This window comes from Candidatus Sodalis sp. SoCistrobi (genome assembly GCF_900143145.1).
Classification (GTDB): Bacteria; Pseudomonadota; Gammaproteobacteria; order Enterobacterales; family Enterobacteriaceae; genus SoCistrobi.
This window is the reverse complement of record NZ_FRDB01000014.1, coordinates 1-24527: the sequence shown is the minus strand read 5'-3', so window position 1 is coordinate 24527 and position 24527 is coordinate 1. Positions and strand designations below refer to the sequence as shown.

Sequence of the window (24527 nt, the reverse complement as noted above, 5' to 3'; positions counted from 1 at the left end):
CATATGCTGTTTAACCAGCGTCTGATATCGGCGGGTAAGGCGAGAGTCAATCCCGCCAACAGATAGGTTGAAATCATTCTGCAAAGTAATAACAGGTATCACGATAAATGTGTAGATACCTATGCTTTCAATGCAGGGCTGTGGCCGCACGGCACCGTCGGCGCAATAGGTAAAACTTTCGTTGATACCGCCGGGCAGGCGCAGCGAGACCAGGCGATCCTGGTGGTCGTAGCCTAACTGGCAAATTGCGCCGGCACCACAGTGCGTGGTGTCAAAATTATCATACTTGCTCACCTGCGTAAGCGTGCCCTGCTTTTTTAGCAAGAACACTCGATGACTTTGGGGCAGACCAGGCCAGACGGTGAGCTGGATTTGGTGTGGCGACGGCGTCTGGCTGTTGACTTGGGATAAGGCCGTCCAATCTATTTCTACCAGAGTTTGCTGCGCGTCTTTTATTTGTGCGAGACGCAGCCGGCCATTGAGGGCGACATAGGTGAAGATTATTTCATGGCCGGTGGGGGAAAATACCCGATTGAGAAGATAATGCTTTTGTGCGACGCCTTTAGCCTGGGGAATAATAAGCTGCTCGACGACGCCGCTTTTGTAATAAACCCAAAGTGCTTCGTTACCTTTTTTCAGCCGGAGATGGAGCGGGGCCGGCGGGCTAAAAGCCGGTTCGGATTCGTTGCCGTCGAGGCGATATTGTTCACCGTTGGAAAGCGTTAATAAGCGACTGACGGGATCGTAGCGGCTTAGATTAGCGCTAAAGCCTTTACCGTAGCCAACATCCTCAAGGTCCAACAGGGAATAATTCAACGATAGCGCAAATTCTGGCCCCAAATGATCATTACCGATAGCGGTGACCAGAGGAAGGCGAAACTGTAGTAGGCCGGTGCGGGGGTCGACCTGTGCTGCAAAAGGGTGGTGCATAGCGATATCCTTATCGTGGGTACCAGGCATCACGGCAAAAGCGTTGGCTTTGCCAGAGCAAATTAGTTTTCAAGGCTGTGCGCAAGCGTTATGGCTAACGGGCTGATGACGGCGGCGTATCAACGGGTCAAGCACGTGCGGCGCAGGGTGCAGCGCGGCCCTGCCAGCGTTGGCCGGTGGTGGCGGGCCGCCGTAAACGGGCAGTGCGCGGCCCTGCCGGTGTTGGTCGGTGATAACGGGCAGCCGTAAACGGGCAGTATGCAACGCCGCCGGCCGGGCCGGCGACGGCTTTATTCTTCACGGTCGGGCTGTCAATTTTTATAGCATGGCCGGATGGTGGGCACCACCCGACCCCTGCGGCGCGAAGTCGGCTAACAAGCGCGGCGCAAATCGACGGACTACCGTCGAGGGATCGTCGGTTCCAAACAGGGCGTACGGCGGGTAAACGGCGGCGGCCAGCGCGCCGGGGCGAAGTAAAACCAGAGGGGTCATGCCGTTTCCGCCGCCGACTGCCATCGTTTCGCAACCCCGCCCGACAGAGCGAATGGCTTACAGGGTGCGGCGTCATTATTATGGCGGCGGGCAGACGATTGGCAGTTGGCAATCCGTCATGCCGTCAGGACGAGTCAATGTCAGAGCGTGGGCGGCCAGTCCGGCCGTATCGCTGTCCACCCCGGCATAATCGACGATGACGACATCGCGTGCCTTGGCGTATGACGGCAACGGTAATCGTGCGAGCAAGGCGAAAAGGCACATGGAGATGTTAGCGCATCTGATGCCGGACGCCCGGTGGGCGGAAAAAAGCTCGCCGTCTCATTGCCGCAATGGGAGTGGAAACACCTCCGGCTTATTACGCCATCAGCGCCGGAACGTTCAGGGTTTTATTGGCCCGAAAGCGGGAAAATGACTTTAATATAAATTAATTAATTTAACAAATTAGTTTAGTTATGTATTAAGCAACCCGAATAAGAATGATCGCGGGCTGTTATATTCATCATAAAAGTCATGAAATTTATTATCTGCTGTGCATCGGTTGAGCTTTTGTTATTTTTTTCGTTGCTAGGATGTTTTTTTTACGCTAGGAAAAGTGCATATGAAAAGGATATTATTGCTGTTGACCGTGCTGGGACTATCGGGGTGTGTTGAGCATCGCGTTGCCGAAAAACCGGTCACTAATGTGATTGAACATGGCGACTATGCGGTCGACACCTCTTATCCCTCCCAAGAGCAGGATGAACGCGTCAGGTTCCTCATATTCCATTATACCGCCGCCGATGATAAAGAGTCTTTACGGCTGCTTACGCACGGTAGCGTGAGCGCCCATTATCTGATTCCCTCTCACCCCACGCAGATTAATGGCAAGCCGGTGGTATTACAGTTGGTGCCGGAAAATAAACGGGCATGGCACGCGGGCGTAAGCGGCTGGGCCGGTCGCAATAATATTAATTATACGTCTATTGGCATCGAAATTGTCAATGACGGTTTTCATGAGAGCGCCGCCGGTAGACAATGGATCCCTTATCATAAAGAACAGACGATATTAGCGGCACGCCTGGCCCGGGATATCATCGCCCGTTACCAAATTGAGCCGCAAAACGTGCTGGCGCACAGCGATATCGCGCCACTGCGCAAAACCGATCCCGGTCCGCAATTTCCGTGGCAGGAAATGGCACAGCAGGGCATAGGCGCCTGGCCGGATGCGGCAACGGTGACGAAATATTTGCAGGGTTTGCATCGCTGGTCTGCCGGCAATGTCGCGACTATCCAGAAAGCGCTGGCCGCTTACGGTTACACCATCCCGCAATCGGGCAAGATGGACCCTGAGACGCTGCGCGTCATTAGCGCTTTCCAGATGCATTTTCGCCCAAGCAATATTACCGGCGTCGCGGACATGGAAACCGAGGCGATTGCCCTTGCGCTGGTGGAAAAATACCGCAGCGCGACCTGAGATGACATCGTGACGACACGTTCGGTTACATATCATTCGGCATAACATGCATCCGAACCGGCGCGGCGGTGATGGCCGCCACCGCGCCGTAGGGTAAGGCTTACCAGTTTTTTTTTCGTCATTTCTTTGCGCTGGACCCGGGTTTTTGGCTGTAATTTGCACAATTGTTCAGACGTCAGACGCACAATTTGATAAAATTGAGGTTCGTTACAGTCAAAAGAGAGAGACTAATGGAGGTTTTCCTGTCATGAACCCCGGTACCACATCCCCTTCTGAAAACGCTGAACAGCCGGTGACCACGTTGTCAGGGGTGATAACCAAATCACCTAGCCGTATCAAAAATACCGCTGGCCGGCCGATGGTGAAAGCGACCATTCTGGCGGAGAGCAAAAAGCGTAGCGCTTACCCCCTGACCGTAGTGGGTTTCGATATTATGGCGCTGGAGCTGATGGCGCATTTGCGTGGCGAACGTTTGACGGTGACCGGCCGTATGGAGTGGAATGGCGGCTACTCCCTGATAGCCGATCACATTATCAGCATGTCGTGACGCGCCCCCGGCGCGGTATGTTGGCCGTTGCTAACGCGTTCTCCCGTCCCTAAACCCTTATACCACCGTTGTTCCGGCGCGAAAGTGAATGCAGGTGATAGCCTGCTTCGGGAGGGGCGCGTCCGCTTCCCGGCGTCCGCTTAGCGCCGCTCGCGGGCAGAGGGTGTCTGGAGGCCTTCGCCCCACTCGCCGGCAGAGGGTGTCTGGAGGCCTTGACGCCTCTTGCCGGCAGAGAGTGTCTGGAGGCCTTCGCCCCATTCGCCGGCAGAGGGTGTTTGTTGGCCTTAGCGCCTCTTGCCGGCAGAGGGTGTCTGGTGGCCTTAACGCCTCTTGCCGGCAGAGAGCGTCTGGAGGCCTTAGCGTCGCTCGCCGGCAGGGCGTATCTGGTGGCCTTAGTGCCTTTCGCCGGCTGAGGCTGTCTGGTCGGCAGGGCAGCCAAAAAGGGGCTAAACCTGCAACGCTATTAGTGTTAACATTTCGGTTCTTTTTCACAAGGATCTGTTTATGAAGCGAACTCCCGTGATGATATTGCTGGCGGCGGCCCTGAGCGGGTGCGCCGGCGCCCCGGAATATGCCAAGGTGGTGGCGGCTCCGGCCCCCCAAGGCTATGCCGGCATCTGGACCAGCACCTCGCCGCAGAACGCGCTTGTAAGCCCTGATGCGGTGGCGAGCTTGATAATCAGCCGTTCGGGGACCACGCTGGATTGCAGGAGTTGGCAACGAACAATCACCCGGCCGGGTAAACTGACCTTGCGCGATGCACGGCTGTACAATATTAACGAGAAAAACGAAGTCAGTGCGCTGCGGTTGGACAGTGGTGTGTTGCATTATGGCAATCTCACCTTGCAACGCAGTACGTCACCCACCGCGGAGTGCCAGCCGTTTATCTCCGGGCAAGGGGATAATTGGGTGTTTGGCGCCGCGGCGCCAGTGGCTAAGGCTGCCGGCACCGGGGCGCGTAAAGCCGGGGTGGTCCGCTAACTGACAGGATGCCGGCGCCGCTGCCCTTGCCCGCGCTGCTGCCTATGCCGGCACCGCTGCCGCTGCTAGCGCCGTTGACGCGCCCGGCGGCCTGCTTGACTCTCAAACCCAATAGCATGGGGTCGGCAATGGCCCGAGTGGCGGCCTCAGGCTGCGCGGCCCTTGCTTGCGACACGCCGGAATTAGAGGATTGGTAAAAAAATTTACCTGTCTTTACGGGTATCCGCACCCGCATTCTGTTATGCTCCCTCGACGCTTGAAGCTTTGCGTTCACGCTTGAAGCTTTGCGTTCACCCTTTTCCCGTTTCTCGCTGTCGCCGTCTATCATTGCCTTGCGCCCCCTGTGAGGGTTGCATCGTGAAATCCGAGCCTAAGGCCGGCGTCAGGAATAGAAGCCGCGTTGGATGCGTTATCTCGTGTAAAGAAATGAAAGATTACAACTTTTCGTCGAATATTGACCGCCGGAGGGTGTCTGAGTTGTTACCTGTACCGCACTTAATAGTTTTTCCGATTGATGCGTTACGTATTGCAGCCCGTCACTAGGAAAAATTGATGCCGCAACCTCAGAAGTTTTCGCTTGCCTTGCTGCATCCACGCTACTGGCTCACCTGGTTTGGTTTGGGGGTGCTTTGGCTGCTGGTGCAATTACCCTATCCCATATTGCGTCGCCTTGGCGGGCTCCTTGGCCGTATGTCGAAGCCGTTTTTAAAACGGCGAGCGAGCATTGCCCGCCGCAATCTTGAGCTTTGCTTCTTCCCGGATATGGACAGAACGCGTCTGGAAGACACGGTCAACAGCAATTTCACCTCGCTGGGCATGGGGCTCATGGAGACGGGCATGGCCTGGTTCTGGTCCGATGCGCGCGTCAAACGCTGGTTTGACGTTTCCGGCCTCCAGCATTTACAGCAGGCCAACCGCCACGACAGAGGCGTCATGGTCATTGGTATCCATTTTATGTCGCTGGAACTGGGCGGCAGGGCGATGGGGCTATGTCAACCGATGATGGCCATGTACCGTCCCCATAACAATAAAGTGATGGAACTTATCCAGACCTGGGGGCGTATGCGTTCCAATAAAGCCATGCTGGATAGAAAAGATCTGCGCGGTATGGTGCATGCCCTAAAGCAAGGTGAAACGGTATGGTTTGCGCCGGACCAGGATTATGGCCCGCGAGGCAGCATTTTCGCGCCCTTTTTCGCCGTTCCTCAGGCGGCCACTACCCGTGGCACCTATACGCTGGTCCGTCTGGCGCAGCCGAAACTGGTGCCGGTGGTGCTGATTCGCAAGCAAGACGGCCGCGGCTACCAGCTGTTGATTCAACCGGCGCTCAGCGACTATCCCCAGGATGATGAGATGGCGGCAACCTGTTACATGAACCGCATTGTGGAGCAGGAAATCTTGCGCGCGCCGGATCAATATCTATGGCTGCATCGCCGTTTTAAAACCCGCCCCCGGGGGGAGCTCTCGCTGTACGTGTGAATTTCTCATGTCATCTTGCTGCGCGGCCAGGGCAGCACGCCTAAGGGCAGGTAACACACCTGAAGGCGCTTCCAGAATTATCTGAAGGTCGACGGGCTGTGGATAACTACTGCGGTGAAAAAGGATGTGCATTTCGTTAAGTTTTTAATTAATATGGCATTTTTTGGTACTCTGCTGTTATGTAACCTGCCTGAACCAATCCTTCTTCAACTTTTCGCCTTTTTTCTCAAATTTTGTTACCAATATTACATAAAATTACCAGTACAGCGGCGACGTCGTTTGGCTACACTGATGAACTTTAAATGCGCATCACCCTTTTCCGCCAATTTGACAGGTATCTTATGTTACGCAATAAGCGCTTCCGGGCACTCTCTTTGTTGACCACCCTTGGCATGTCGCTGGCCAGTTTTACCACCTTCGCCGACACCGATATTTTTACCGCGCTGGATGATCCTTCCACCGCCAAAAAAAGCTTTGATGGCAATGCTCAGGCAAGCTACAACGCCCAGAGCGGTAATACCCGCAACTCCAATCTGGCCGCCAGCAGCACCATGACCTGGTTCCAACAGTCAAATGCCTATAGTCTCTGGGGGGAAGCCGCTAACAATTCGTCCGACGATCAACGCAGTTCAGAGAAATATCAGGTCGGCGCGCGTGCTCGCCACAACCTGAGCGCGCAAAACTTTCTGTTTGCTCAGGGGAGTTGGTTAAGCGATCGCTATAACGGCTATCGCGCGCGCGATACGCTGGTGGCCGGTTACGGCCGTCAGGTGCTGACCGGGCCTATCCATACTCTACGTCTTGAAGCGGGTCCTGGCGTTCGTCACGATGAATATCAGGGCGGCGGCACGGCCACCAAAGCGCTAGGTTACGCAGCGGCCTCTTACAGCTATCAGCTGACCGACAGTACCAAATTTATTCAGGGGTTATCGCTGCTCGCCAATGATGACACGACGGTAAACTCCGAAACCGGATTGAGTGTCGATATCAACGACCATTTCGCGCTGAAAGTCGCTTATAACGTTACCTGGAACCAGGATCCGCCGGATAGCGCGCCGAAGCATACCGATACCCGCACGTCGGTATCGTTGGTCTATAAACTGCCTTAATCTCACCTCGGCGAGAGGCGGGATATTCGCCCTCGGCCGGACGCAGTCATATCAAAGCGCCGTGGCGATTTTTGGGTGCAATAACAGCCACGGCCGGTGGCCTGCTTTCACCGGCCGGCCGCGGGGTGAGGCGCGCCCGTTGTGTGTCACGCGCCGCCCTGTGGCGAGAAATCGGCAGAGTGTAGCGGTGTACCGGTCCCCTCACAGCGTGATCCAGGGGTTAAAAAGTTTTTTTAGCAATATTTATCACGGATTACTGATCTAATGCTGGACAAAAAGCTTGCCAATTGCTGTACTACTCGACGACACAGAGTTTGTGTCTATCATTTATTTAAAGGTAAGTTTGATGTCTAAGATTAAAGGTAACGTTAAGTGGTTTAATGAGTCCAAAGGATTCGGTTTCATTACTCCTGAAGATGGCAGCAAAGACGTGTTCGTACACTTCTCCGCCATCCAGAGCAACGGTTTCAAAACCCTGGCTGAAGGTCAGCGTGTAGAGTTTGAAATCACTAATGGCGCCAAAGGCCCTTCGGCTGCTGACGTTACTGCTATTTAATTAGCCAGTTTCCTGAAAAACCCGCCCTGAGGCGGGTTTTTTTTTGCCTGCGCGGCAAGGCATGCTCAAGCAGGTTTAAGTAAGCCCGAGAAAGATGAGATAAGCCAAAGCGAGAGAGAACAAGCCCAGGCGAGACGGCACAGACCGAAGCGAGAGGGGCAAGCCAAAGTGAGAGGGGTAAGCTCAGGCGAGAGGGGGCAAGCCAAAGCGAAAGGGGACAAGCCAATGTGAGAGGGGACAAGCCTGGGCGAGACGGCACAGGCCGAAGCGAGAGAGAACAAGCCCGGGCGCGACGGCACAGGCCGAAGCGAGAGAGAACAAGCCCGGGCGCGACGGCACAGGCCAAAGCGAAAGAGGGCAACCTCCGTAGAGACAGCACAGGCCCAGGTAAGGTAGGCCGACACAGTAAAAACCAGAGAGTGACGCGTTAGCGTGGCGAAACGCGGTCCTGGCGGTAATCCCCTGTGGCAAGCGTTGCTCTCAGAATCTCCGGGTGCAACGATTGTGCCGCCGCCGGCAACTGTAGCGGCGGCAATCAAGAAGCGCAACGTGGTCCGGCGCCCGAGCCAGCGGAGGAGAGTGGCAGGCGATGAGTGCGGGCGCGCCGGCGGAAGTCGCGCGACCGCAGCCCGCCGTACAGGGGCAGCGGGTCTAGGTCATCTGCAGACGGGCCGCGGCCCGATTCTGCGTCCGCGGCCCGATTGTGTATAGCAGTCTCAGGCGCGGGGCGACTCCGGCCGCATCCCGAGCCGTCAAAGCTAAAGGGGTAAGGGCGGCGCCAGCCAGTTCACTAGGCCAATCGCCAACGCCGTCATCAGCAATGAACCCAAGAGATTCAGCAGAATATTACCTGCCGCCCAGAAGTACTCACCGCTGGCCATCAGGGCCACGGCTTCAGCGGAAAAGGTGGAGAACGTGGTCAGCCCACCGCAAAAACCGGTGGTGAGCAGCAGCTTCCAGGCGGGATCCAGCTGTGGCAGGCGGGGAAAAAGCGCCAGCGCCAAGCCGATGATAAACGCCCCGACCAGATTAACCAGCAGCGTGCCGGCGGGGAAGGGCAGACCCGAATGCGTTAATTTGACGCTGACATACCAGCGCAGGACACTACCGAAACCGCCACCGATAAAGACGGCCGAAAATAAGCCAAGCATAGTTACCTTTCACAATCAGAATGGGTGAAACCCCGGAAAGGAAAACGTGACGCCACGTTCCCCAGTACCTGCGGGTGAACGTAGACATCATCAGCCATAACGGCGGTTATAAGGAGGAATGTCATCTCCGTAACAAATTATAGCAGATTTATCAGCGCGGGGTAATGGAGAGGAAAGCAAGCAACAGGCGTAACGGGTGGCAAACTGTTACACATATCGCTTGTATTGCGGCCGCAATAGCGGTAAAAAGCAGGTAATATTAATTTACCGCTGTAGTTAACAGTCAGCATTAACCCGGAAGGTGGTTATGGAAGGTTTAAGCATTACCAAATTGTTAGTCGTCGGCGCTCTGATCGTGCTGCTGTTCGGCACCAAAAAGCTGCGCTCGCTGGGCGGCGACCTGGGTGCGGCCATCAAAGGCTTCAAAAAGGCCATGAACGACGATTCAGCGCCGGCACAGCAAACGCAGGCTGATGACGCGGCGCGTATAGCCGATCGCAAAGAGTAACGCTTTGCGGCAAAGAAGGGCGGCGTCTTGAGGCGTCCGCCCTTTTTTTTTTGCCCGCCCGCCGGCGAATTATTTGACTTCTATCCCCTTGGCCTGCAAATCCGCATGGTAGGACGAGCGGACGAAGGGCCCACAGGCGGCATGGGTGAAGCCCATCGCCAACGCTTCTTGTTTCATCTCATCAAATTCCTGCGGACTGACATAGCGCTTTACGGGCAGGTGATGGCGGCTGGGCTGCAAATACTGGCCCAGCGTCAGCATGGTGACACCATGACGGCGGAGATCGCGCATCACCTCAACGATTTCCGCATTGGTTTCGCCCAGTCCCACCATCAGACCGGATTTGGTCGGCAGCTGCGGGTTGGCGGCTTTGAAGTTCTCCAGCAGCTTGAGTGACCAATGATAGTCGGCGCCGGGGCGCACCTGACGATACAAGCGCGGCACGTTTTCCAGATTGTGGTTAAAGACATCGGGCGGCGCGGCATTGATAATATCCAGCGCGCGATCCATCCGGCCGCGGAAGTCGGGCACCAGCGTCTCGATGCGGATGGTGGGATTTTTGGCGCGGATGGCGCTAATACAATCGGCAAAATGCTGGGCGCCGCCGTCGCGCAGATCGTCGCGATCGACAGAAGTGACCACGACGTAGCGCAGCCCCATGTCGGCAATGGTTTGCGCCAGTTTTTCCGGCTCGTTGGCATCAGGGGTGACGGGGCGGCCGTGTGCGACATCGCAGAACGGGCAACGCCGGGTGCAGATGGCGCCCAGGATCATGAAGGTGGCGGTACCGTGGTTAAAACATTCCGCCAGATTCGGGCAGGAGGCTTCCTCACACACCGAGTGCAGGCCGTTTTTACGCATCGCCGCCTTGATGCCCTGGATACGGGTCGAATCGGCGGGCAATTTAATTTTCATCCAGGAGGGCTTGCGCAAGATTTCCTGACGTTCCACCGCGACGGTTTTGATGGGGATTAACGCTATTTTATCAGCGTCACGGTATTTAACGCCGCGTTCCATCTGTATCGGTTTACTCATAAGGGTGCAGGTCCAGTCCCGAAGTCGACAGCCTGAAGAGCATGTAAATCAGTCTGTTACGTGAATTTTAAGCGAACATCAAAAAAATTTTAAAAATTATAACATGTTGTTCACAGCGGGTGAATGCAAAACATGGCTTGAGGGCCAATGGCACCGGTGGCGCGTTGTTTGCCGTGGCGCAGAGGCCATAAGGCGCCGCATCTCAGCCCTCGATCCCGGCGCAGAGGGCTTAACGCGCGGCATCCCAGCCCTCGATCCCGGCGCAGAGGCCATAATGGGCCGCATCCCAACCCTGGATCTCGGCTCAGAGGCCTTAACGCGCGGCATCCCAGCCCTCGATCTCGGCGCAGAGGCGATAATGCGCGGCATCCCAACCCTCAATCTCGGCTCAAAGGCCATAATGCGCGGCATCCCAGCCCTCGATCTCGCCGCTGGGGGCATCCAGCAGCCGCAGGCATTCGGCGATAAGTAGCGGCGCGACGTCGTCGATACCGGTGCCGGGGGCCAACTCGCTCACCTGCGTCATGCGCAGGCCGGCATAACCGCAGGGGTTGATACGCAAAAAGGGCGACAGATCCATTGCCACATTCAGCGCCAGGCCGTGGAATGAGCAGCCTTGGCGGATGCGTAACCCGAGTGAACAAATTTTATCAGCGCCGACGTAAACGCCCGGCGCGTCGGCGCGGGCGTGGGCGTTGATGGACAAGCGCGCCAGCGTGGCGACGACGGTTTGCTCCAGCAGAGTGACCAGATTGCGCACGCCCAGGCGGCGGCGGCGCCGCAGGTCCAGCAGGACATACATCACCTGCTGGCCCGGACCGTGGAAGGTTACCTGACCGCCGCGATCGCTTTGCACCACCGGGATAGCGCCCGGCTGCAGCAAATGCTCCGCCTTACCGGCCTGCCCCTGGGTAAAGACCTGCGGGTGCTGCACCAGCCAGATTTCATCGGCGCTGGCGTCGCTTCGCGCATCGGTGAAGCGGTGCATCGCCAATGAGACGCGCTCATAGGGCTGCAGACCCAGCTGGCGAATAACCAGGCTCTGTGACACGATTATCTCCCGACTTACAGCACCATACGCACGATGTCGATTTTACCCAGCTCTTCGTACAGCGTTTCTACCTGCTCGATGTGGGTCGCGGTAATGGTTATGGAAACGGAATGGTAGTTTCCTTTGCTGCTGGGTTTGACCTGCGGTGAATAATCGCCCGGGGCATGGCGCTGCACCACCTCCACCACCTGATCGACCAATTCCGGCTGGGCGGTGCCCATCACTTTGTAGGTGAACGGGCAGGGGAATTCAAGTAATTCATTGAGTTTGGTTTTCATAGCGACTCCCGGTGACCGGCGTTTATCCGCCGCAACAACGACAGATGGCCGGCGCTCCCGCCGCGGCGGAAGTAGATTGAATAGGGGGTATTATAGGGGCGCGGATTCGCCCCTGACAAGGGATGAAGGGATTAACCGAACCAATGGTGGAACATCAGCTTGACATGATCGACCATGCGGCTGAAGAAGTTGCCTTCTTTCACTTCACTCAGCACCACCAGCGGGCGCTGTTCGATGGTTTTACCGTCCAGCTGGAAATTGATGGTGCCGACCTGCTGATTTTTCGCCAGCGGCGCATGCAATTCCTGATTATCCAGCACATAGCTTGCCTTCAAATCCTTCATCCGACCGCGCGGGATGGTCAGATAGGCATCGTTGTCTACGCCAAGCTTGACGCTGTCGGTATCGCCAAACCACACCGGCTCGGCGGCGAACTCTTTGCCGGCTTTCAGCGGCGCCACGGTTTCAAAAAAGCGGAAGCCCCAGGTTAGCAGCTTGCGGCTTTCGTTTTCCCGGCCTTTCATTGAATGTCCGCCGAGCACCGCGGAAATCAGCCGCATCTGCCCTTCGGTCGCCGAGGCCACCAGATTATAGCCCGCAGATTCGGTATGGCCGGTTTTGATGCCGTCGACGTTCAGATTGCTATCCCACAACAGGCCGTTACGGTTCATCTGACGGATGTTGTTGAAGGTGAATTCTTTTTCTTTGTAGGTGGCGTACTCGTCCGGCACGTCGCGGATCAGCGCTTTACCGATCATCGCCATGTCGCGGGCGGAGCTGAATTGTCCGGGGGCATCCAGGCCGTGTACGGTTTCAAAGTGGGTGTTTTGCAGCCCCAGCGCGCTGACATAATTATTCATCAACCCCACGAAGGCGTCCTGACTGCCGGCGACGTAGTCCGCCATCGCTACGCAAGCGTCATTGCCCGACTGGAGGATGATACCGCGGTTCAGCTGCGAGACCGGTACCCGGTGGCCCAGGCATCTTTGTTGACCGTAACCATATCATTCGGGGTGATTTTGCCGGCTTTGATCGCCTGGCCGATGACGTAACTGGTCATCATTTTGGTCAGACTGGCGGGGTCGCGGCGCGCGTCGGCGTTCATTTCCGCCAGCACTTTACCGGAATTGTAATCGATGAGGATGTAGGATTCGGCGTCGATTTGCGGCACGCCCGGAATCATGGTCTTCAGATTGACATCGTCGGCAAAGCTTGCGGAAACAACGCCCATCACCAAAACGGTACTTAAGGCTAACCGACTGAATAAGAGAGGTGTAGTTACGTTCTTCATGTCAGGATAAAGGCATCCGTGGGGGTAAGTTAAAATCGTGCCACACTATACCAGATGTCAAAAAAGGCGGCATCAGGCAAAACGGCACCGCGTGCGGCTCAGGCAAATAATTTTGTTTCAGGGGTTTACACGGGGCAGCGGCATGTTGACAAACCGCCGGCGTCGCCAGTACGGCGCGCCGGTCAGGAGAAGGGTGGCGGCCGCTATTGCGCGGCGATAAAGGCGGACTGTTGCGCTTCGCTCTGCAACCGCTGCACCAAGGCTTGCGCCTGCTGGCGACTCTGGAACGGGCCTAACTGTACGCGGTACAAATTGCCGTTGGCCGACACTCTACCCGGTACGCTGAAGCGCTGGCTGAGGCTTTGCTGCCAGCTGGCGGCGCGCTGGGCGTCGCCGATGGCGCCCACCTGGACCATGAAGCGGCCGCTGGCGGCAGCGGGCACCGCCGCAGCGGGTGCGGCCACCGCGGGCGAAGGGGCCGGCGCGGCAGGCTCGGTTTCCACCACCCCCGCCGGCAGCGCCGACGGCGCGCCCAGGAACCCGCGGCGCTGAGCGGGGCTGGTGAGCGGCGTGGCGTCTTGTTGCGTGCCGTTCACCGCGCTATCGGCTGCGCCTCCCTGGGCGGCCGCGGTGGCGCCATTGACGGGTGCGAGCTGCGCGCCGCCATTGCCGGTATTGCCGCCGTTTGCGGAAAACGCCGCGCCGTTATTGCCGGCCGCGATGCCGCTGTCGCCCGCGCTGCCTCCGCCGCTGAGATCCGGCCGCGGCGGCAGGGCAAAATTCTGTTTCGCCACCACCGTGCCAACGGTGCCCGGCCCGGTTAGCGTCCCGTCCGGCGCGACCTGAATCACATCGACCTTTACTTTGGTGTTATTGGAAATATTTAGCCGGTCGGCGGCGGCGCGGGTCAGATCGATAATCCGTCCCGGCGTGTAAGGGCCACGGTCGTTCACGCGGACCACCAACTGACGGCCGTTGCTCAGGTTAGTCACCCGCACATAACTGGGCAAGGGTAGCGTAGGATGCGCGGCGGCCAGCGCGTTGGCGTCGAAGGGCTCGCCGCTGGCGGTGTTATTACCGCCGCTTTCGCTGTCGTACCAGGCGGCGAGGCCCGTTTGACTAAAGTTTTGCGGGTTCTGCACAATGCTGTAGCGTTTGCCGTTCACCGTGTAATCTTGCATGTTGCCCGGATTATAGGGCTCATAGCGGGGTTCCACACCGCTGATTTCCACCACCGGCCCGGAATAGGCCTGCTGGGCCGGCGCCGACGGCTGCGTCTCTTGCTGGGTGGAACAGGCGCTAAGCAGCAACCCCATCATGCCGATAACGCATCTAAGCTTCCGCATTGCTCACCTCTATAAACTTTTAGACAACATTTTCCGATGAGTATGTATCGACATGACGATACCAAAACCCGCCATTAACACAATGAGCGCCGAACCGCCGTAGCTTACCAGCGGCAGCGGCACGCCAACCACCGGTAAGATACCACTAACCATACCGATATTCACGAACACGTAAACGAACAAAATCAGCATCAAACCGCCCGCCATTACCCGGCCAAAGGTGTTCTGGGCCCGCGCTGCGATCACCAGGCCGCGAATTATCACGCCAAGATAAAGCGCCAGCAGTACCAACACGCCAATCAGCCCCAGCTCCTCGCCCAGCACGGCAAAAATAAAGTCGGTATGGCGCTCCGGTAAGAATTCCAGCTGCGACTGGGTGCCGTGCAGCCAGCCTTTGCCCGACAGACCGCCGGAGCCGATGGCGATTTTTGACTGAATAATATGATAGCCGGCGCCGAGAGGGTCGGTTTCAGGATCGAGCAGCATCATCACCCGATCGCGCTGATAATCATGCATCAAAAAGAACCACAGCACAGGGATAAACGCCGCCACCAGCAGTGCGGCGACGGCGATCAGTTTCCAGCTCATTCCCGACAGGAACAGCACGAACAGGCCGGAGGCGGCGATAAGGATAGCGGTGCCCAGATCGGGCTGCGCCGCCACCAGCAGCGTGGGCACAAAAATCAGCACCAGCGCGATAGCGGTGTTTTTCAGCGACGGCGGACAACTGTCGCGGTTGATAAAGCGCGCGACCATCAGCGGCACGGCGATTTTGGCGATTTCCGACGGCTGGAAGCGGATAATGCCCAGATCCAGCCAGCGTTGCGCGCCTTTACTGATCTGACCAAAGGCGTCCACCAGCACCAGCAGAAACACGCAGAAGATATACAGATAGGGCGCCCAGGCCTCATAGACGCGGGGCGGCACCTGCGCCATCACCAGCATTACCAGCAGACCCATGACAATCTGGGCAACCTTACGCTCCATCATGCCGACATCCTGGCCGCTGGCGCTACACACCACCAGGGCGCTGTAGACCAGCAGCAATGTGACGAACAACAGTAGCATCACGTCAATGTGCAGCTTGTTCCACAGGGAAGTTTGTTGCGGATTATCAGTCATGATGGATTAATCACTCTCGCTGCCGGGCGGGGCGGGCGGCTCCGCGGGTAAGTCCGTGGTGTTATCGCCCAGAAGGATATGATCCAGGATCTGGCGGGTAATGGTTCCCACTGCCGGGCCAATGCCGCCGTTTTCCAGAATCACCACCACCCCCACCGTTGGTTTATCATAGGGGGCGAAGGCGGTCATCAGTTTATGGTCACGCAAGCGCTCGGCGATTTTGTGGGCATTGTAGGTTTCGTTGGCCTTCAGGCCATACACCTGAGCGGTACCGGATTTGGCCGCCGCCTTGTAAGGCGCGTCGGCGAAACTCTTGCGCGCCGTACCGTTTGGCCGATTGGCCACCCCGTACATGCCGTCTTTGGCGAGCTCCCAGTAGCCGGAATGGGGATCGCCGATTTGCACATGCTCCGGCTGACGATAGGGAACCTGGCGGCCGTTCTCCCGCGTGCCGGAAAGCAGATGCGGCGTCCGCACCGCGCCGTCGTTAATCAGCGTCATCAGCGCCTTCGACATTTGCAGCGGCGTCGCGGTCCAGTAGCCCTGACCAATGCCGACCGGAATGGTATCCCCCTGGTACCAAGGCTTTTTAAAGCGCGCGACTTTCCATTCGCGGGTCGGCATCACGCCGGCGCGCTCCTCGGACAGATCGATACCGGTATACTGGCCGTAACCAAATTTGCTCATCCATTCGGAAAGCCGGTCGATGCCCATGTCATACGCCACCTGATAGAAAAAGGTGTCCGCCGACTCCTCCAGCGCCCGGGTGACGTTCAACCGGCCGTGCCCCCAGCGTTTCCAGTCGCGATAACGTTTCTCCGAACCGGGCAATTGCCACCAGCCCGGATCGAACAAGGTAAAGTTTTTATTAATGACGCCCAGGGTGAGCGCCGACACCGAAATATAGGGTTTTACGGTGGAGGCGGGCGGATAAACGCCTTGGGTGGCGCGATTGATAAGCGGGCGGTTTTCATCTTCCAGCAGCGCGTGGTATTCCTTGCTGGAGATGCCGTCGACAAACAGGTTGGGATCGTAGCTCGGGTTGGACAACAAGGCGCGGATGCCGCCGTCGCGGGGATCGACCACCACCACCGCGGCGCGACTGCCGGCCAGCAGCTTCTCAATATATTGCTGCAGGCTTAAATCCAACGTCAGGGTAATATCCTTCCCCGCCTGGGGTGGCTGCTCGTGAAGCTGACGGATCACCCGGCCGCGGTTGTTGACTTCCACTTCTTCGTAACCGGTTTTACCGTGCAGCGTACTTTCATAGTAGCGTTCGATACCCAATTTACCGATATCGTGGGTCGCGGCATAGTTTGGCAAAATCCCTTCTTTATCCAAACGTTCCACGTCGCGGTCGTTAATTTTCGACACATAGCCTATGACGTGGGTGAGTGCCGAGCCGTAGGGATAATAGCGACGCTGATAGCCCTTCACTTCGACGCCGGGAAAGCGGTACTGGTTAACGGCAAAGCGGGCCTGCTGCACGTCGGTCAAACCGACTTTAAGCGGAAGCGATGTGAAACGGCGGGAGCGTTTACGCTCTTTTTCAAAATTGGCAATATCATCATCGGTCAAATCGACAATCGGCCGCAGGTCGGCAATCGTCTGCGCTAAACTGTCCACCTTTTCCGGTACCAATTCCAGCTGATAAATGGTGCGGTTCAGCGCCAGGGGCGTGCCGTTGCGATCGTAGATAATGCCGCGGCTTGGCGCGATGGGCACCAGCTTAATGCGGTTTTCATTGGAGCGGGTGCGGTAATCCTCGAAGCGGGTAATTTGCAGATGGTACAGATTGACGATGAGGACGCCGCTCAGTAGCAATATGCCGGCGAACGCCACCAGTGCGCGACGCACAAATAGCGCCGACTCGGCTGAATAGTCGCGAAAGGGGTTACGTTCTATTTTCATTCAGCGGAATTAATTCACGTTAATCATCGTCACCGCGTTACTCACGGTGATAAGGGTGATTGGTAGTAATGCTCCACGCACGATACAGGCTCTCCGCGACCAGCACCCGGACCAGCGGATGCGGTAAAGTTAACGGGGACAGCGACCAGCTTTGCTCGGCGGCTGCCTTGCAGGCAGGGGCCAGCCCCTCGGGCCCGCCGATAAGGAAACTGACATCGCGCCCGTCTTGTTTCCAGCGCTCAAGCTGCTGCGCCAGCTGCGGTGTTTCCCAGCGCGCGCCGGGGATGTCCAGCGTCACAATGCGGTTCCCTTTTGCTACCGCCGCCAGCATCTGCTCGCCTTCCTTGTCCAGGATACGTGCGATATCCGCGTTCTTGCCGCGCTTACCGGCCGCAATTTCCGTCAGGTCAAAGGGCAAATCTTTGGGAAAACGCTTGATATAGTCGCTAAACCCGGCCTGCACCCAGTCCGGCATTTTGGTGCCGATGGCGATAAGCTGCAGTCTCACCCCTCAGCTCCGGAGCTTTTCCAGCTCATACAGACGGCGGCTTTCTTCCTGCATCACATGCACGATCACATCACCCAGGTCGACCACGATCCAGTCGGCGGCGTTTTCCCCTTCCACGCCCAGCGGCATCAGGCCGGCGGCACGCGACGCCTGTACCACATGGTCGGCAATGGACATGACATGGCGGCTGGAGGTCCCGGTGCAGATCACCATGCAGTCGGTAATGCTCGACTTGCCGCGCACGTCGAGGGTAATAATGTCCTGCCCTTTTAAATCGTCTATCTTGTCTACAACAAAATCTTTGAGCATGGTATCAAGCAAAGGTTCCCCCTCCGGTATGCTTCGCGCGCGCCACGCTTACACAGGGTGACGCTAGTCAATGGGATAGCTGCCAGGCGCCGGTTGACCGCGGAATGAACAGAGATTAACAGCGCCGGCCAGGCCGGCGAAGATAAGTCGCATAGCATGGCGCGCACACTAACGGTATAAGCCCTGTGCGTCAATATAACCTTGCACCGAGGGAGGAAGCAGGCCATCGCAGGGGCGGCCTTCCCGATAGCGGGCGCGGATGTCGCTGGCGGAAATGGCCAGCTCCGGCGTGGTCGCGCAATAAATAAGCCCCGCCGGTTGCCGGTGCAGCGCCTGCGGATCGCGGGTCAGCCGGCGGGTGAGCCAGCGAGTGTCGCGCGCATCGGCCAGCCCGTGGTCATAGCCGGGACGGGCGCACACCAACACATGGCATAACGTCGGCAATTCCAGGCCGCGATGCCATTGCGGCAGCGTCAGCAGCGAATCCTGGCCGATAATGAAGGCCAGCGGCGCGTCCGGGCCATACTCGCGGCGTAGCGCTTCAAACGTTTCAACCGTATAAGACGGGGTTAGGCGCTTAAGTTCGCGCTCATCAAGGGTGAACAGCGGGTCGGCGAGTTCGGCCAGCGCCAGCCGCGCCATCGCCAGCCGTTGCTGCGCCGACGCCACAGGCTGTGGCCGGTGCGGCGGGACATTGTTCGGCAGCAGGATCACCTGCTGCAGGTTGACCAGGCGCGCCAGCGCGATGACCGGGCGCAGGTGGCCGTAGTGAATGGGGTCGAAGGTGCCGCCGTAAAAGGCGGTGAGGGCGCGTTTAGACATCCAGCATTGCCGCGGGCAGCGTTTTGCCGCACAACAATAGCGCCAAAGCGCTCAGATCGGACCACACCGGGTAGCCATAATCCTGCTTGAGCGCCAGTTCGATTTTCGTCATCAGTGCCACCGTAGCGCGCAGTTGCGCCAGCGTAAGCCGGCCTAACGCCTGCGTCAGCAGCGGCCGGCGGTTTTGCCACACCTTATGACGGTCGAACAGGGTACGCAGCGGCGCGGCGGCCGTTTGCCGTTTGAGCGTCAATAGCAGCAGCACCTCGCGCTGAATGCTGCGCAGTAGGATGACCGGTTCCGTGGCTTCCAACCGCAGCGTGAGCAGAATATGCGCGGCGCGTTTGCTTTTGCCCGCCAGCGCGGCGTCGACCCAGTGAAACGGCGTGAAGTGTGCGGCGTCGTTCACTGCCGCTTCGACCCGCGGCAGCGTCAGACTGCCGTCGGGATAAAGCAGTGATAATCGCTCCAGCGCCTGGGCCATTGCCAGCAAGTTGCCCTCGTAGCAATAGCACAATAGTTGGCAGGCGGCATCGTCCAGCGCCATGCTCGCGGCGCGCCTTGCCACCCAGCGCGGCAGCTGTGCCTGCTCCGGCGTGGCGCAGCTCACCAGCACCGCGCTTTGGCTCAGCGCTTTGAACCAGGCGCCGTTCTCCAAAGCGCGGGTCAGCTTGCTGCCGCGCAGGACCAACAGCAAGTCGTCATGCCGCAGCGACACCAGCTGGAGCAATTTTTCCGCCATGGCGGCATTGATGCCGCCGTCCGGCAGGGCAAGCAGCAGCGTTTGCCGGCTGGCGAACAGACTGCGCGCCTGGCATAGGCTGAAAATCGCATCCCAATCGGTAGCGGCGTCCAGCGTGACGCTGAAATGCTCGTCGAATTGCTGCGCCTGCGCCCGGTCGCGAATGCGATCCTGGCTTTCCTGCAGCAGCAGCGGATCGTTGCCAAACAGCAGATAACATGGGCGCAATGCTTCTTGCAATTGCGCAGCCAACTGCTCGGCATACAGCCGGATCATAACGCTGACCGCCGCTTCACCAGACGCCGGTTCATCAGGAGGCCGGCGCCGCCGGCCGCGGTGGCTGCTGCTGTTTTAGTTTTGCATCCAGCGCATTATCCGCCTCCTGGGCGGCATGTACCGACAGCAGTTTGCGTACCAGCTGCTGCGCCGCCTGCTGGCGCATCTCCTGGCGAATGATATCCCCTTCGGCATCCTTCGCCAGCGCCGTCAGCGGGTTATCAAAGAACGAGCGATAAACCTTAACGTCGATAGGATAGTAATCTTTGCCGGGCATCAGCACCTGGGCGTGAACGCTCAGCGTCATCTGATATTCGGCGGTTTTACCGTCCTGGAACACCGAAGCGGTAACCTGGTTTTCCGACGAATTGACAATACGCAGCGACGGCAACGTATTGTTTTTGTCCTCGGCATCGGCCACCAGCGTCACATCGTTCAGGCGCAGTTCCGCGCGCACGGCGCGAGTAAGCGGCCCGTAAGGATCATAACTGTTCAGGGTCATGGTTTTCATTTCGGTCGGCACCTGGGCGGTGGTGCCGCGCAGGTGATAACCACAGCCGGCGGTGATTGTCACCGCCAGGCCCAGTACTAGTGCTAAAGTCCGATGTCGCACAACGCCTCCTTCTGTTAACCCACGACCAGGTTAAGCAGTTTACCCGGTACATAAATCACCTTGCGCACCGTGGTCCCTTCAAGATGTTTCGCCACCAGATGTTCCTGGGCGGCGCGTTCACGTACCAGGGCTTCGTCCGCATCCGCGGGCACGGTAATTCTGCCGCGCAGCTTGCCGTTGACCTGAATGACCACCAGCTTCGTGTCTTCCACCATGGCGGCCTCGTCCGCGACCGGCCACGGCGCGTTATCGATGTCTCCTTCGCCGCCCAGCGCCTGCCAGAGCGTAAAGCAGGCATGCGGTGTGAAAGGATAAAGCATCCGTACAACCGCCACCAGGGCTTCCTGCAGCAGGGCGCGATCTTGCCCGGTCTGCTGCGGCGCACGCGCCAGCTTGTTCATCAGTTCCATAATGGCGGCGATAGCGGTGTTAAACGTCTGGCGGCGGCCGATATCGTCGGTGACTTTGGCGATGGTTTTATGCAGCTCGCGGCGCAACGCCTTTTGCTCGTCGTTCAGCGCAGCGATATCCAGTGCGCTCGCGGTGCCCTGCTGGGTATGCTCATAGGCCAGTTTCCAGACGCGTTTCAGTAACCGGTTGGCCCCTTCCACGCCGGATTCCTGCCATTCAAGCGTCATTTCCGCCGGCGAGGCGAACATCATGAATAAACGCACGGTGTCGGCGCCGTACTTCTCTACCATTTCCTGCGGGTCGATACCGTTATTTTTCGATTTCGACATTTTACTCATGCCGGCATACACCAGTTCGCGGCCCGTGGCATCGGTCGCTTTTACGATGCGGCCTTTCTCATCGCGTTCCACGCTGACATCCACCGGCGACACCCAGACGCGCTCGCCGCTGGCGGTCAGATAGTAGAAGGCGTCGGCCAGCACCATCCCCTGGCACAGCAAGCGCTTGGCCGGCTCGTCGGAGGTGACCAGACCGGCGTCGCGCAGCAGCTTGTGATAGAAACGGAAATACAGCAGATGCATGATGGCGTGTTCAATGCCACCAATGTACTGATCCACCGGCAGCCAGTAGTTGGCGGCGGCCGGATCGAGCATGCCACGGTCATAATCCGGGCAGGTGTAGCGGTGAGGATACCAGGAGGATTCCATAAAGGTATCAAAGGTATCGGTTTCACGCAGCGCGGGCTGACCGTGGTAGGTGGTTTTCGCCCAGTTCGGATCGGTTTTCAGCGGGCTGGAAATCCCGTCCATCACCACGTCCTCCGGCAGAATAACCGGCAATTGATCTTCCGGCGTCGCCACGACGGTACCGTCTTCAAGCGTCATCATCGGGATCGGCGCGCCCCAGTAGCGCTGGCGGGAAACCCCCCAGTCGCGCAGACGATAATTGACCTTGCGCTCACCGACGCCGCGCGCTACCAGCGCATCGGCAACGGCGTTAAATCCCGCCTGATAGTCAAGGCCGTCAAATTCACCGGAATTGAACAGAACGCCTTTTTCGGTCATCGCCTGAGTGCTGAGGTCCGGCTCGCTGCCGTCGGCATTACGAATAACCGGTTTCACCGGCAAGTCATATTTGCGGGCGAACTCAAAATCGCGCTGATCGTGCCCCGGCACCGCCATGACCGCCCCCGTGCCGTAATCCATCAGCACAAAGTTGGCGACCCAGATCGGCAGCATCTCGCCGGTCAGCGGATGCACCGCGTGCAGGCCGGTGGCCATGCCCTTTTTCTCCATCGTGGCCATGTCCGCTTCCGCCACTTTGGTGCTACGGCACTCCTGAATAAAGTCAGCCAGCGCCGGATTCGACGCCGCCCCCTGCAGCGAAAGCGGATGACCCGCCGCCACCGCGACATAGGTGGTGCCCATAAAGGTGTCCGGGCGTGTGGTATAGACCGTCAGCGTCTCTTCGCTGTCTGCGACCCGGAAAGTGATTTCCACCCCTTCCGAGCGGCCGATCCAGTTGCGCTGCATGGTTTTCACCTGCTCGGGCCAGCTCTCCAGCTTGTCTAAATCATACAAAAGCTGGTCGGCGTAGGCGGTAATCTTCACGAACCACTGCGGTATTTCCTTGCGTTCGACCTTAGTGTCGCAGCGCCAGCAGCAGCCGTCGATGACCTGTTCGTTGGCCAGCACCGTCTGATCCTGCGGGCACCAGTTGACCGCGGAGGTTTTTTTATACACCATCCCCTTTTCATACAGGCGGGTAAAAAACCACTGTTCCCAGCGGTAATAGTCCGGGCGGCAGGTGGTGACCTCACGGCTCCAGTCATAGCCGAAGCCCAGCAGTTTCAGCTGGTTCTTCATGTAATCGATATTAGCGTAGGTCCAGGGCGCCGGCGCGGTGTTGTTTTTTACCGCGGCCCCTTCGGCGGGCAGGCCGAACGCATCCCAGCCGATAGGCTGCAGGACGTTTTTGCCCAGCATGCGCTGATAGCGGGCTATCACATCGCCGATGGTGTAGTTGCGGACATGCCCCATGTGTAGGCGGCCGGAAGGATAGGGCAGCATGGAAAGGCAGTAGTACTTTTCCTTGCCGGGGTCTTCGGTAACCTTGAACGTCTCATTTTCATGCCAGTGTTGCTGGACGGTGGATTCTATCTCTTCCGGGCGATAAAGCTCTTGCATGGCAGCCAGTGGTCCTTAAGTGAAATACGGCGACGCTCGCGCAGGGAGCGTATGAAGCATAATGTTAGGATCCGCCTAGCATAGCTGATAAGCGATAGTGGCAACAACACCCAGCGCCCGGCTGGGCCGTTTTTCTGCCGATATTCGCGGCGAACGTGGCAAATCCGCCTTGCGTGAGGGGCGACGACGGGCGCGCAGACCGTTTTCAACTAAAATTATGAAGACGATGACAACGAGCCGGCCGCGCCGCCGGTCAAGGAGAAAATAATGGACAAGGTCGCGCAACATTACCATCAATTGCTTACTTCGCTGACCCAGCGGCTGGAACAAGGGGAACGGGATATCGACGCGCTTGAGGCGGATGCCCGCCGGCGCCTGCTGGCCAGCGGCGATCTTACCCCTCTGGAGGTGGAGAACGTGACCCGGGCGGTGCGCCGGGATCTGGAGGAATTTGCCCGCAGTTACGACGAAAGCCGTGAACAGGATGACGAAAGCGTGTTTTTACGCGTGATCAAGGAGAGCTTATGGCAGCGGCTGGCGGATATTACCGATCGGACGCAGTTGGAATGGAAAGAGGTGTTCAAGGACGTCAGCCACCATGGCGTTTACCACAGCGGCGAAGTGGTCGGCCTGGGTAATCTGGTGTGCGAACGCTGTCATCATACGCTGGCGTTCTATACCCCGGAAACCTTGCCGCTTTGCCCGGATTGCGGCTTCGATGAGTTCCATCGTCAGCCGTTCCGTTAAGGGCGCCGGCGGTAGAATAGGCGCGACAAAAGCGGCGCGCCAGGCGGGCGCAGAGATTCTCCCTGCCTGACGCCACTGCTTCGGCCGCGCGGTGTGCGGGCAAGCGTAAGAGGGCGCCACAGGGCAGGGAACTCAGCCCCCTGCCGCGCGGTGGGGCGATTAATGCAGGATCTTGGCCAGGAAATCGCGGGCGCGATCCGACTGGGGATGGGCAAAAAACGCCTCTTTCGGCGTGTCCTCGACAATGCGGCCCTCATCCATGAAAATAACCCGGTTAGCCACTTTGCGCGCGAAGCCCATTTCATGGGTGACCACCATCATCGTCATCCCCTCCTGGGCCAGTTCCACCATGACATCCAGCACTTCATTTATCATTTCGGGATCCAGCGCGGACGTGGGTTCGTCGAACAGCATCGCCACCGGATCCATGCACAGCGCCCGGGCGATGGCCACGCGCTGCTGCTGGCCGCCGGACAGCTGACCCGGGAATTTACTGGCGTGCGCCGCCAGACCCACCCGCTCCAGCAGAGCCTGCCCTTTGGTGCATAGGTATCTACACATTTATCGTGATACCTGTTATTACTTTGCAGAATGATTTCAACCTATCTGTTGGCGGGATTGACTCTCGCCTTACCCGCCGATATCAGACGCTGGTTAAACAGCATATGAC

24 protein-coding genes, 2 pseudogenes and 1 riboswitch are annotated in these 24527 nt (G+C 58.1%); of the genes and pseudogenes, 8 read left to right on the top strand and 18 right to left on the bottom strand.

From position 1 onward, the window contains the following. From CINSTRO3249_RS02225 to CINSTRO3249_RS16395, 3 genes are all read right to left on the bottom strand, one after another. Positions 1 to 930 (bottom strand): hypothetical protein (locus CINSTRO3249_RS02225; protein WP_217265363.1); only part of this gene is annotated, 930 nt, incomplete at its 3' end. A gap of 318 nt (positions 931 to 1248) precedes the next feature. Further along, entirely contained in the window at positions 1249 to 1422 is a 174-nt protein-coding gene (locus CINSTRO3249_RS17075; RefSeq protein ID WP_174249713.1) for a hypothetical protein, read from the bottom strand. A 78-nt stretch (positions 1423 to 1500) separates the two neighbouring features. After that, positions 1501 to 1686 carry a hypothetical protein gene (locus tag CINSTRO3249_RS16395; protein ID WP_125933098.1) on the bottom strand — a complete coding sequence of 62 codons (186 nt, stop codon included), beginning with the start codon at positions 1684 to 1686 and terminating at the stop codon, positions 1501 to 1503. Between the two features lie 337 nt (positions 1687 to 2023). Between CINSTRO3249_RS16395 and CINSTRO3249_RS02215 the strand changes: the two genes are divergently transcribed. The 6 genes from CINSTRO3249_RS02215 to cspE all read left to right on the top strand — a co-directional run bounded on the left by CINSTRO3249_RS02215 (position 2024) and on the right by cspE (position 7550). Further along, positions 2024 to 2878 (top strand): N-acetylmuramoyl-L-alanine amidase, encoded by an 855-nt coding sequence (locus CINSTRO3249_RS02215; protein WP_074011992.1) that lies wholly within the window; start codon positions 2024 to 2026, stop codon positions 2876 to 2878. A gap of 247 nt (positions 2879 to 3125) precedes the next feature. Further along, entirely contained in the window at positions 3126 to 3425 is a 300-nt protein-coding gene (locus tag CINSTRO3249_RS02210; protein ID WP_074011991.1) for a hypothetical protein, read from the top strand. Positions 3426 to 3929: 504 nt separating this feature from the next. Then, on the top strand, positions 3930 to 4406 hold the full coding sequence (gene yedD / locus CINSTRO3249_RS02205) for a lipoprotein YedD (protein ID WP_074011990.1): 477 nt from the start codon (positions 3930 to 3932) through the stop codon (positions 4404 to 4406). Between the two features lie 552 nt (positions 4407 to 4958). Then, positions 4959 to 5885, top strand: a complete 927-nt coding sequence (lpxP, locus tag CINSTRO3249_RS02195; RefSeq protein ID WP_074011988.1) for a kdo(2)-lipid IV(A) palmitoleoyltransferase — start codon at positions 4959 to 4961, stop codon at positions 5883 to 5885. Positions 5886 to 6226: 341 nt separating this feature from the next. Continuing rightward, entirely contained in the window at positions 6227 to 6994 is a 768-nt protein-coding gene (locus tag CINSTRO3249_RS02190; RefSeq protein WP_074011996.1) for a DUF481 domain-containing protein, read from the top strand. Positions 6995 to 7340: 346 nt separating this feature from the next. Next, a complete protein-coding gene (gene cspE, locus CINSTRO3249_RS02185) occupies positions 7341 to 7550 on the top strand; it encodes a transcription antiterminator/RNA stability regulator CspE (RefSeq protein ID WP_025244663.1) in 210 nt (69 codons plus the stop codon). 758 nt (positions 7551 to 8308) lie between these two features. On the opposite strand, the gene crcB is transcribed toward cspE, so the two are convergent. After that, the gene (gene crcB / locus CINSTRO3249_RS02180; protein WP_074011987.1) at positions 8309 to 8701 is read right to left on the bottom strand and encodes a fluoride efflux transporter CrcB; all 393 of its coding nucleotides are present in this window, start codon (positions 8699 to 8701) and stop codon (positions 8309 to 8311) included. 74 nt (positions 8702 to 8775) lie between these two features. Next, positions 8776 to 8839, bottom strand: a riboswitch (Fluoride riboswitch). Positions 8840 to 9008: 169 nt separating this feature from the next. Between crcB and tatE the strand changes: the two genes are divergently transcribed. After that, positions 9009 to 9209 (top strand): twin-arginine translocase subunit TatE, encoded by a 201-nt coding sequence (gene tatE, locus CINSTRO3249_RS02175; protein ID WP_025422990.1) that lies wholly within the window; start codon positions 9009 to 9011, stop codon positions 9207 to 9209. Between the two features lie 69 nt (positions 9210 to 9278). On the opposite strand, the gene lipA is transcribed toward tatE, so the two are convergent. The 13 genes and pseudogenes from lipA to leuS form a co-directional block, all read right to left on the bottom strand. Further along, a complete protein-coding gene (lipA, locus tag CINSTRO3249_RS02170; protein ID WP_074011986.1) occupies positions 9279 to 10244 on the bottom strand; it encodes a lipoyl synthase in 966 nt (321 codons plus the stop codon). Between the two features lie 388 nt (positions 10245 to 10632). After that, positions 10633 to 11298 carry a lipoyl(octanoyl) transferase LipB gene (lipB, locus tag CINSTRO3249_RS02165; protein WP_174249714.1) on the bottom strand — a complete coding sequence of 222 codons (666 nt, stop codon included), beginning with the start codon at positions 11296 to 11298 and terminating at the stop codon, positions 10633 to 10635. 11 nt (positions 11299 to 11309) lie between these two features. Further along, on the bottom strand, positions 11310 to 11573 hold the full coding sequence (gene ybeD, locus CINSTRO3249_RS02160; RefSeq protein WP_074011984.1) for a DUF493 family protein YbeD: 264 nt from the start codon (positions 11571 to 11573) through the stop codon (positions 11310 to 11312). Between the two features lie 131 nt (positions 11574 to 11704). Further along, positions 11705 to 12864: pseudogene (gene dacA, locus CINSTRO3249_RS02155) on the bottom strand (D-alanyl-D-alanine carboxypeptidase DacA). 203 nt (positions 12865 to 13067) lie between these two features. Beyond that, positions 13068 to 14210 (bottom strand): endolytic peptidoglycan transglycosylase RlpA, encoded by a 1143-nt coding sequence (gene rlpA, locus CINSTRO3249_RS02150; RefSeq protein ID WP_074011983.1) that lies wholly within the window; start codon positions 14208 to 14210, stop codon positions 13068 to 13070. Between the two features lie 9 nt (positions 14211 to 14219). Then, complete coding sequence (mrdB, locus tag CINSTRO3249_RS02145) at positions 14220 to 15332, bottom strand: peptidoglycan glycosyltransferase MrdB (RefSeq protein WP_074011982.1); 1113 nt, start codon at positions 15330 to 15332, stop codon at positions 14220 to 14222. A gap of 6 nt (positions 15333 to 15338) precedes the next feature. Continuing rightward, entirely contained in the window at positions 15339 to 17243 is a 1905-nt protein-coding gene (gene mrdA / locus CINSTRO3249_RS02140; protein WP_074011981.1) for a peptidoglycan DD-transpeptidase MrdA, read from the bottom strand. A gap of 37 nt (positions 17244 to 17280) precedes the next feature. After that, the gene (gene rlmH, locus CINSTRO3249_RS02135) at positions 17281 to 17751 is read right to left on the bottom strand and encodes a 23S rRNA (pseudouridine(1915)-N(3))-methyltransferase RlmH (RefSeq protein WP_074011980.1); all 471 of its coding nucleotides are present in this window, start codon (positions 17749 to 17751) and stop codon (positions 17281 to 17283) included. Between the two features lie 3 nt (positions 17752 to 17754). Beyond that, positions 17755 to 18060: a ribosome silencing factor gene (rsfS, locus tag CINSTRO3249_RS02130; RefSeq protein WP_074011994.1), complete on the bottom strand. Its 306-nt coding sequence runs from the start codon at positions 18058 to 18060 to the stop codon at positions 17755 to 17757. 168 nt (positions 18061 to 18228) lie between these two features. Further along, entirely contained in the window at positions 18229 to 18882 is a 654-nt protein-coding gene (nadD, locus tag CINSTRO3249_RS02125; protein WP_074011979.1) for a nicotinate-nucleotide adenylyltransferase, read from the bottom strand. Next, positions 18875 to 19900 (bottom strand): DNA polymerase III subunit delta, encoded by a 1026-nt coding sequence (gene holA, locus CINSTRO3249_RS02120; RefSeq protein WP_074011978.1) that lies wholly within the window; start codon positions 19898 to 19900, stop codon positions 18875 to 18877. Before holA ends, nadD begins: the two co-directional genes overlap by 8 nt. A gap of 34 nt (positions 19901 to 19934) precedes the next feature. Next, positions 19935 to 20513 (bottom strand): LPS assembly lipoprotein LptE, encoded by a 579-nt coding sequence (lptE, locus tag CINSTRO3249_RS02115; protein WP_074011977.1) that lies wholly within the window; start codon positions 20511 to 20513, stop codon positions 19935 to 19937. A gap of 14 nt (positions 20514 to 20527) precedes the next feature. After that, positions 20528 to 23110 (bottom strand): leucine--tRNA ligase, encoded by a 2583-nt coding sequence (gene leuS / locus CINSTRO3249_RS02110; protein WP_074011976.1) that lies wholly within the window; start codon positions 23108 to 23110, stop codon positions 20528 to 20530. A 267-nt stretch (positions 23111 to 23377) separates the two neighbouring features. Here leuS and CINSTRO3249_RS02105 point away from each other — a divergent pair, with 267 nt between their 5' ends. Beyond that, a complete protein-coding gene (locus CINSTRO3249_RS02105) occupies positions 23378 to 23857 on the top strand; it encodes a zinc ribbon-containing protein (protein ID WP_074011975.1) in 480 nt (159 codons plus the stop codon). Positions 23858 to 24016: 159 nt separating this feature from the next. Here the strand turns inward: CINSTRO3249_RS02105 and CINSTRO3249_RS02100 are convergent. Continuing rightward, a pseudogene (locus tag CINSTRO3249_RS02100) lies at positions 24017 to 24397 on the bottom strand (amino acid ABC transporter ATP-binding protein); the annotation flags it as partial. Positions 24398 to 24527 lie beyond the last annotated feature (130 nt).

Bases quoted from the DNA above. Each gene is read 5' to 3' on its own strand.
- ybeD (WP_074011984.1), bottom strand. From the start codon at position 11,573: ATGAAAACCAAACTCAATGAATTACTTGAATTCCCCTGCCCGTTCACC.
- lpxP (WP_074011988.1), top strand. From the start codon at position 4,959: ATGCCGCAACCTCAGAAGTTTTCGCTTGCCTTGCTGCATCCACGCTAC.
- CINSTRO3249_RS16395 (WP_125933098.1), bottom strand. From the start codon at position 1,686: ATGTGCCTTTTCGCCTTGCTCGCACGATTACCGTTGCCGTCATACGCC.
- CINSTRO3249_RS17075 (WP_174249713.1), bottom strand. From the start codon at position 1,422: ATGACCCCTCTGGTTTTACTTCGCCCCGGCGCGCTGGCCGCCGCCGTT.
- rsfS (WP_074011994.1), bottom strand. From the start codon at position 18,060: ATGCTCAAAGATTTTGTTGTAGACAAGATAGACGATTTAAAAGGGCAG.
- lipA (WP_074011986.1), bottom strand. From the start codon at position 10,244: ATGAGTAAACCGATACAGATGGAACGCGGCGTTAAATACCGTGACGCT.
- yedD (WP_074011990.1), top strand. From the start codon at position 3,930: ATGAAGCGAACTCCCGTGATGATATTGCTGGCGGCGGCCCTGAGCGGG.
- CINSTRO3249_RS02190 (WP_074011996.1), top strand. From the start codon at position 6,227: ATGTTACGCAATAAGCGCTTCCGGGCACTCTCTTTGTTGACCACCCTT.
- CINSTRO3249_RS02105 (WP_074011975.1), top strand. From the start codon at position 23,378: ATGGACAAGGTCGCGCAACATTACCATCAATTGCTTACTTCGCTGACC.
- leuS (WP_074011976.1), bottom strand. From the start codon at position 23,110: ATGCAAGAGCTTTATCGCCCGGAAGAGATAGAATCCACCGTCCAGCAA.
- CINSTRO3249_RS02215 (WP_074011992.1), top strand. From the start codon at position 2,024: ATGAAAAGGATATTATTGCTGTTGACCGTGCTGGGACTATCGGGGTGT.
- mrdA (WP_074011981.1), bottom strand. From the start codon at position 17,243: ATGAAAATAGAACGTAACCCCTTTCGCGACTATTCAGCCGAGTCGGCG.
- holA (WP_074011978.1), bottom strand. From the start codon at position 19,900: ATGATCCGGCTGTATGCCGAGCAGTTGGCTGCGCAATTGCAAGAAGCA.
- rlpA (WP_074011983.1), bottom strand. From the start codon at position 14,210: ATGCGGAAGCTTAGATGCGTTATCGGCATGATGGGGTTGCTGCTTAGC.
- mrdB (WP_074011982.1), bottom strand. From the start codon at position 15,332: ATGACTGATAATCCGCAACAAACTTCCCTGTGGAACAAGCTGCACATT.
- tatE (WP_025422990.1), top strand. From the start codon at position 9,009: ATGGAAGGTTTAAGCATTACCAAATTGTTAGTCGTCGGCGCTCTGATC.
- cspE (WP_025244663.1), top strand. From the start codon at position 7,341: ATGTCTAAGATTAAAGGTAACGTTAAGTGGTTTAATGAGTCCAAAGGA.
- CINSTRO3249_RS02210 (WP_074011991.1), top strand. From the start codon at position 3,126: ATGAACCCCGGTACCACATCCCCTTCTGAAAACGCTGAACAGCCGGTG.
- nadD (WP_074011979.1), bottom strand. From the start codon at position 18,882: ATGTCTAAACGCGCCCTCACCGCCTTTTACGGCGGCACCTTCGACCCC.
- crcB (WP_074011987.1), bottom strand. From the start codon at position 8,701: ATGCTTGGCTTATTTTCGGCCGTCTTTATCGGTGGCGGTTTCGGTAGT.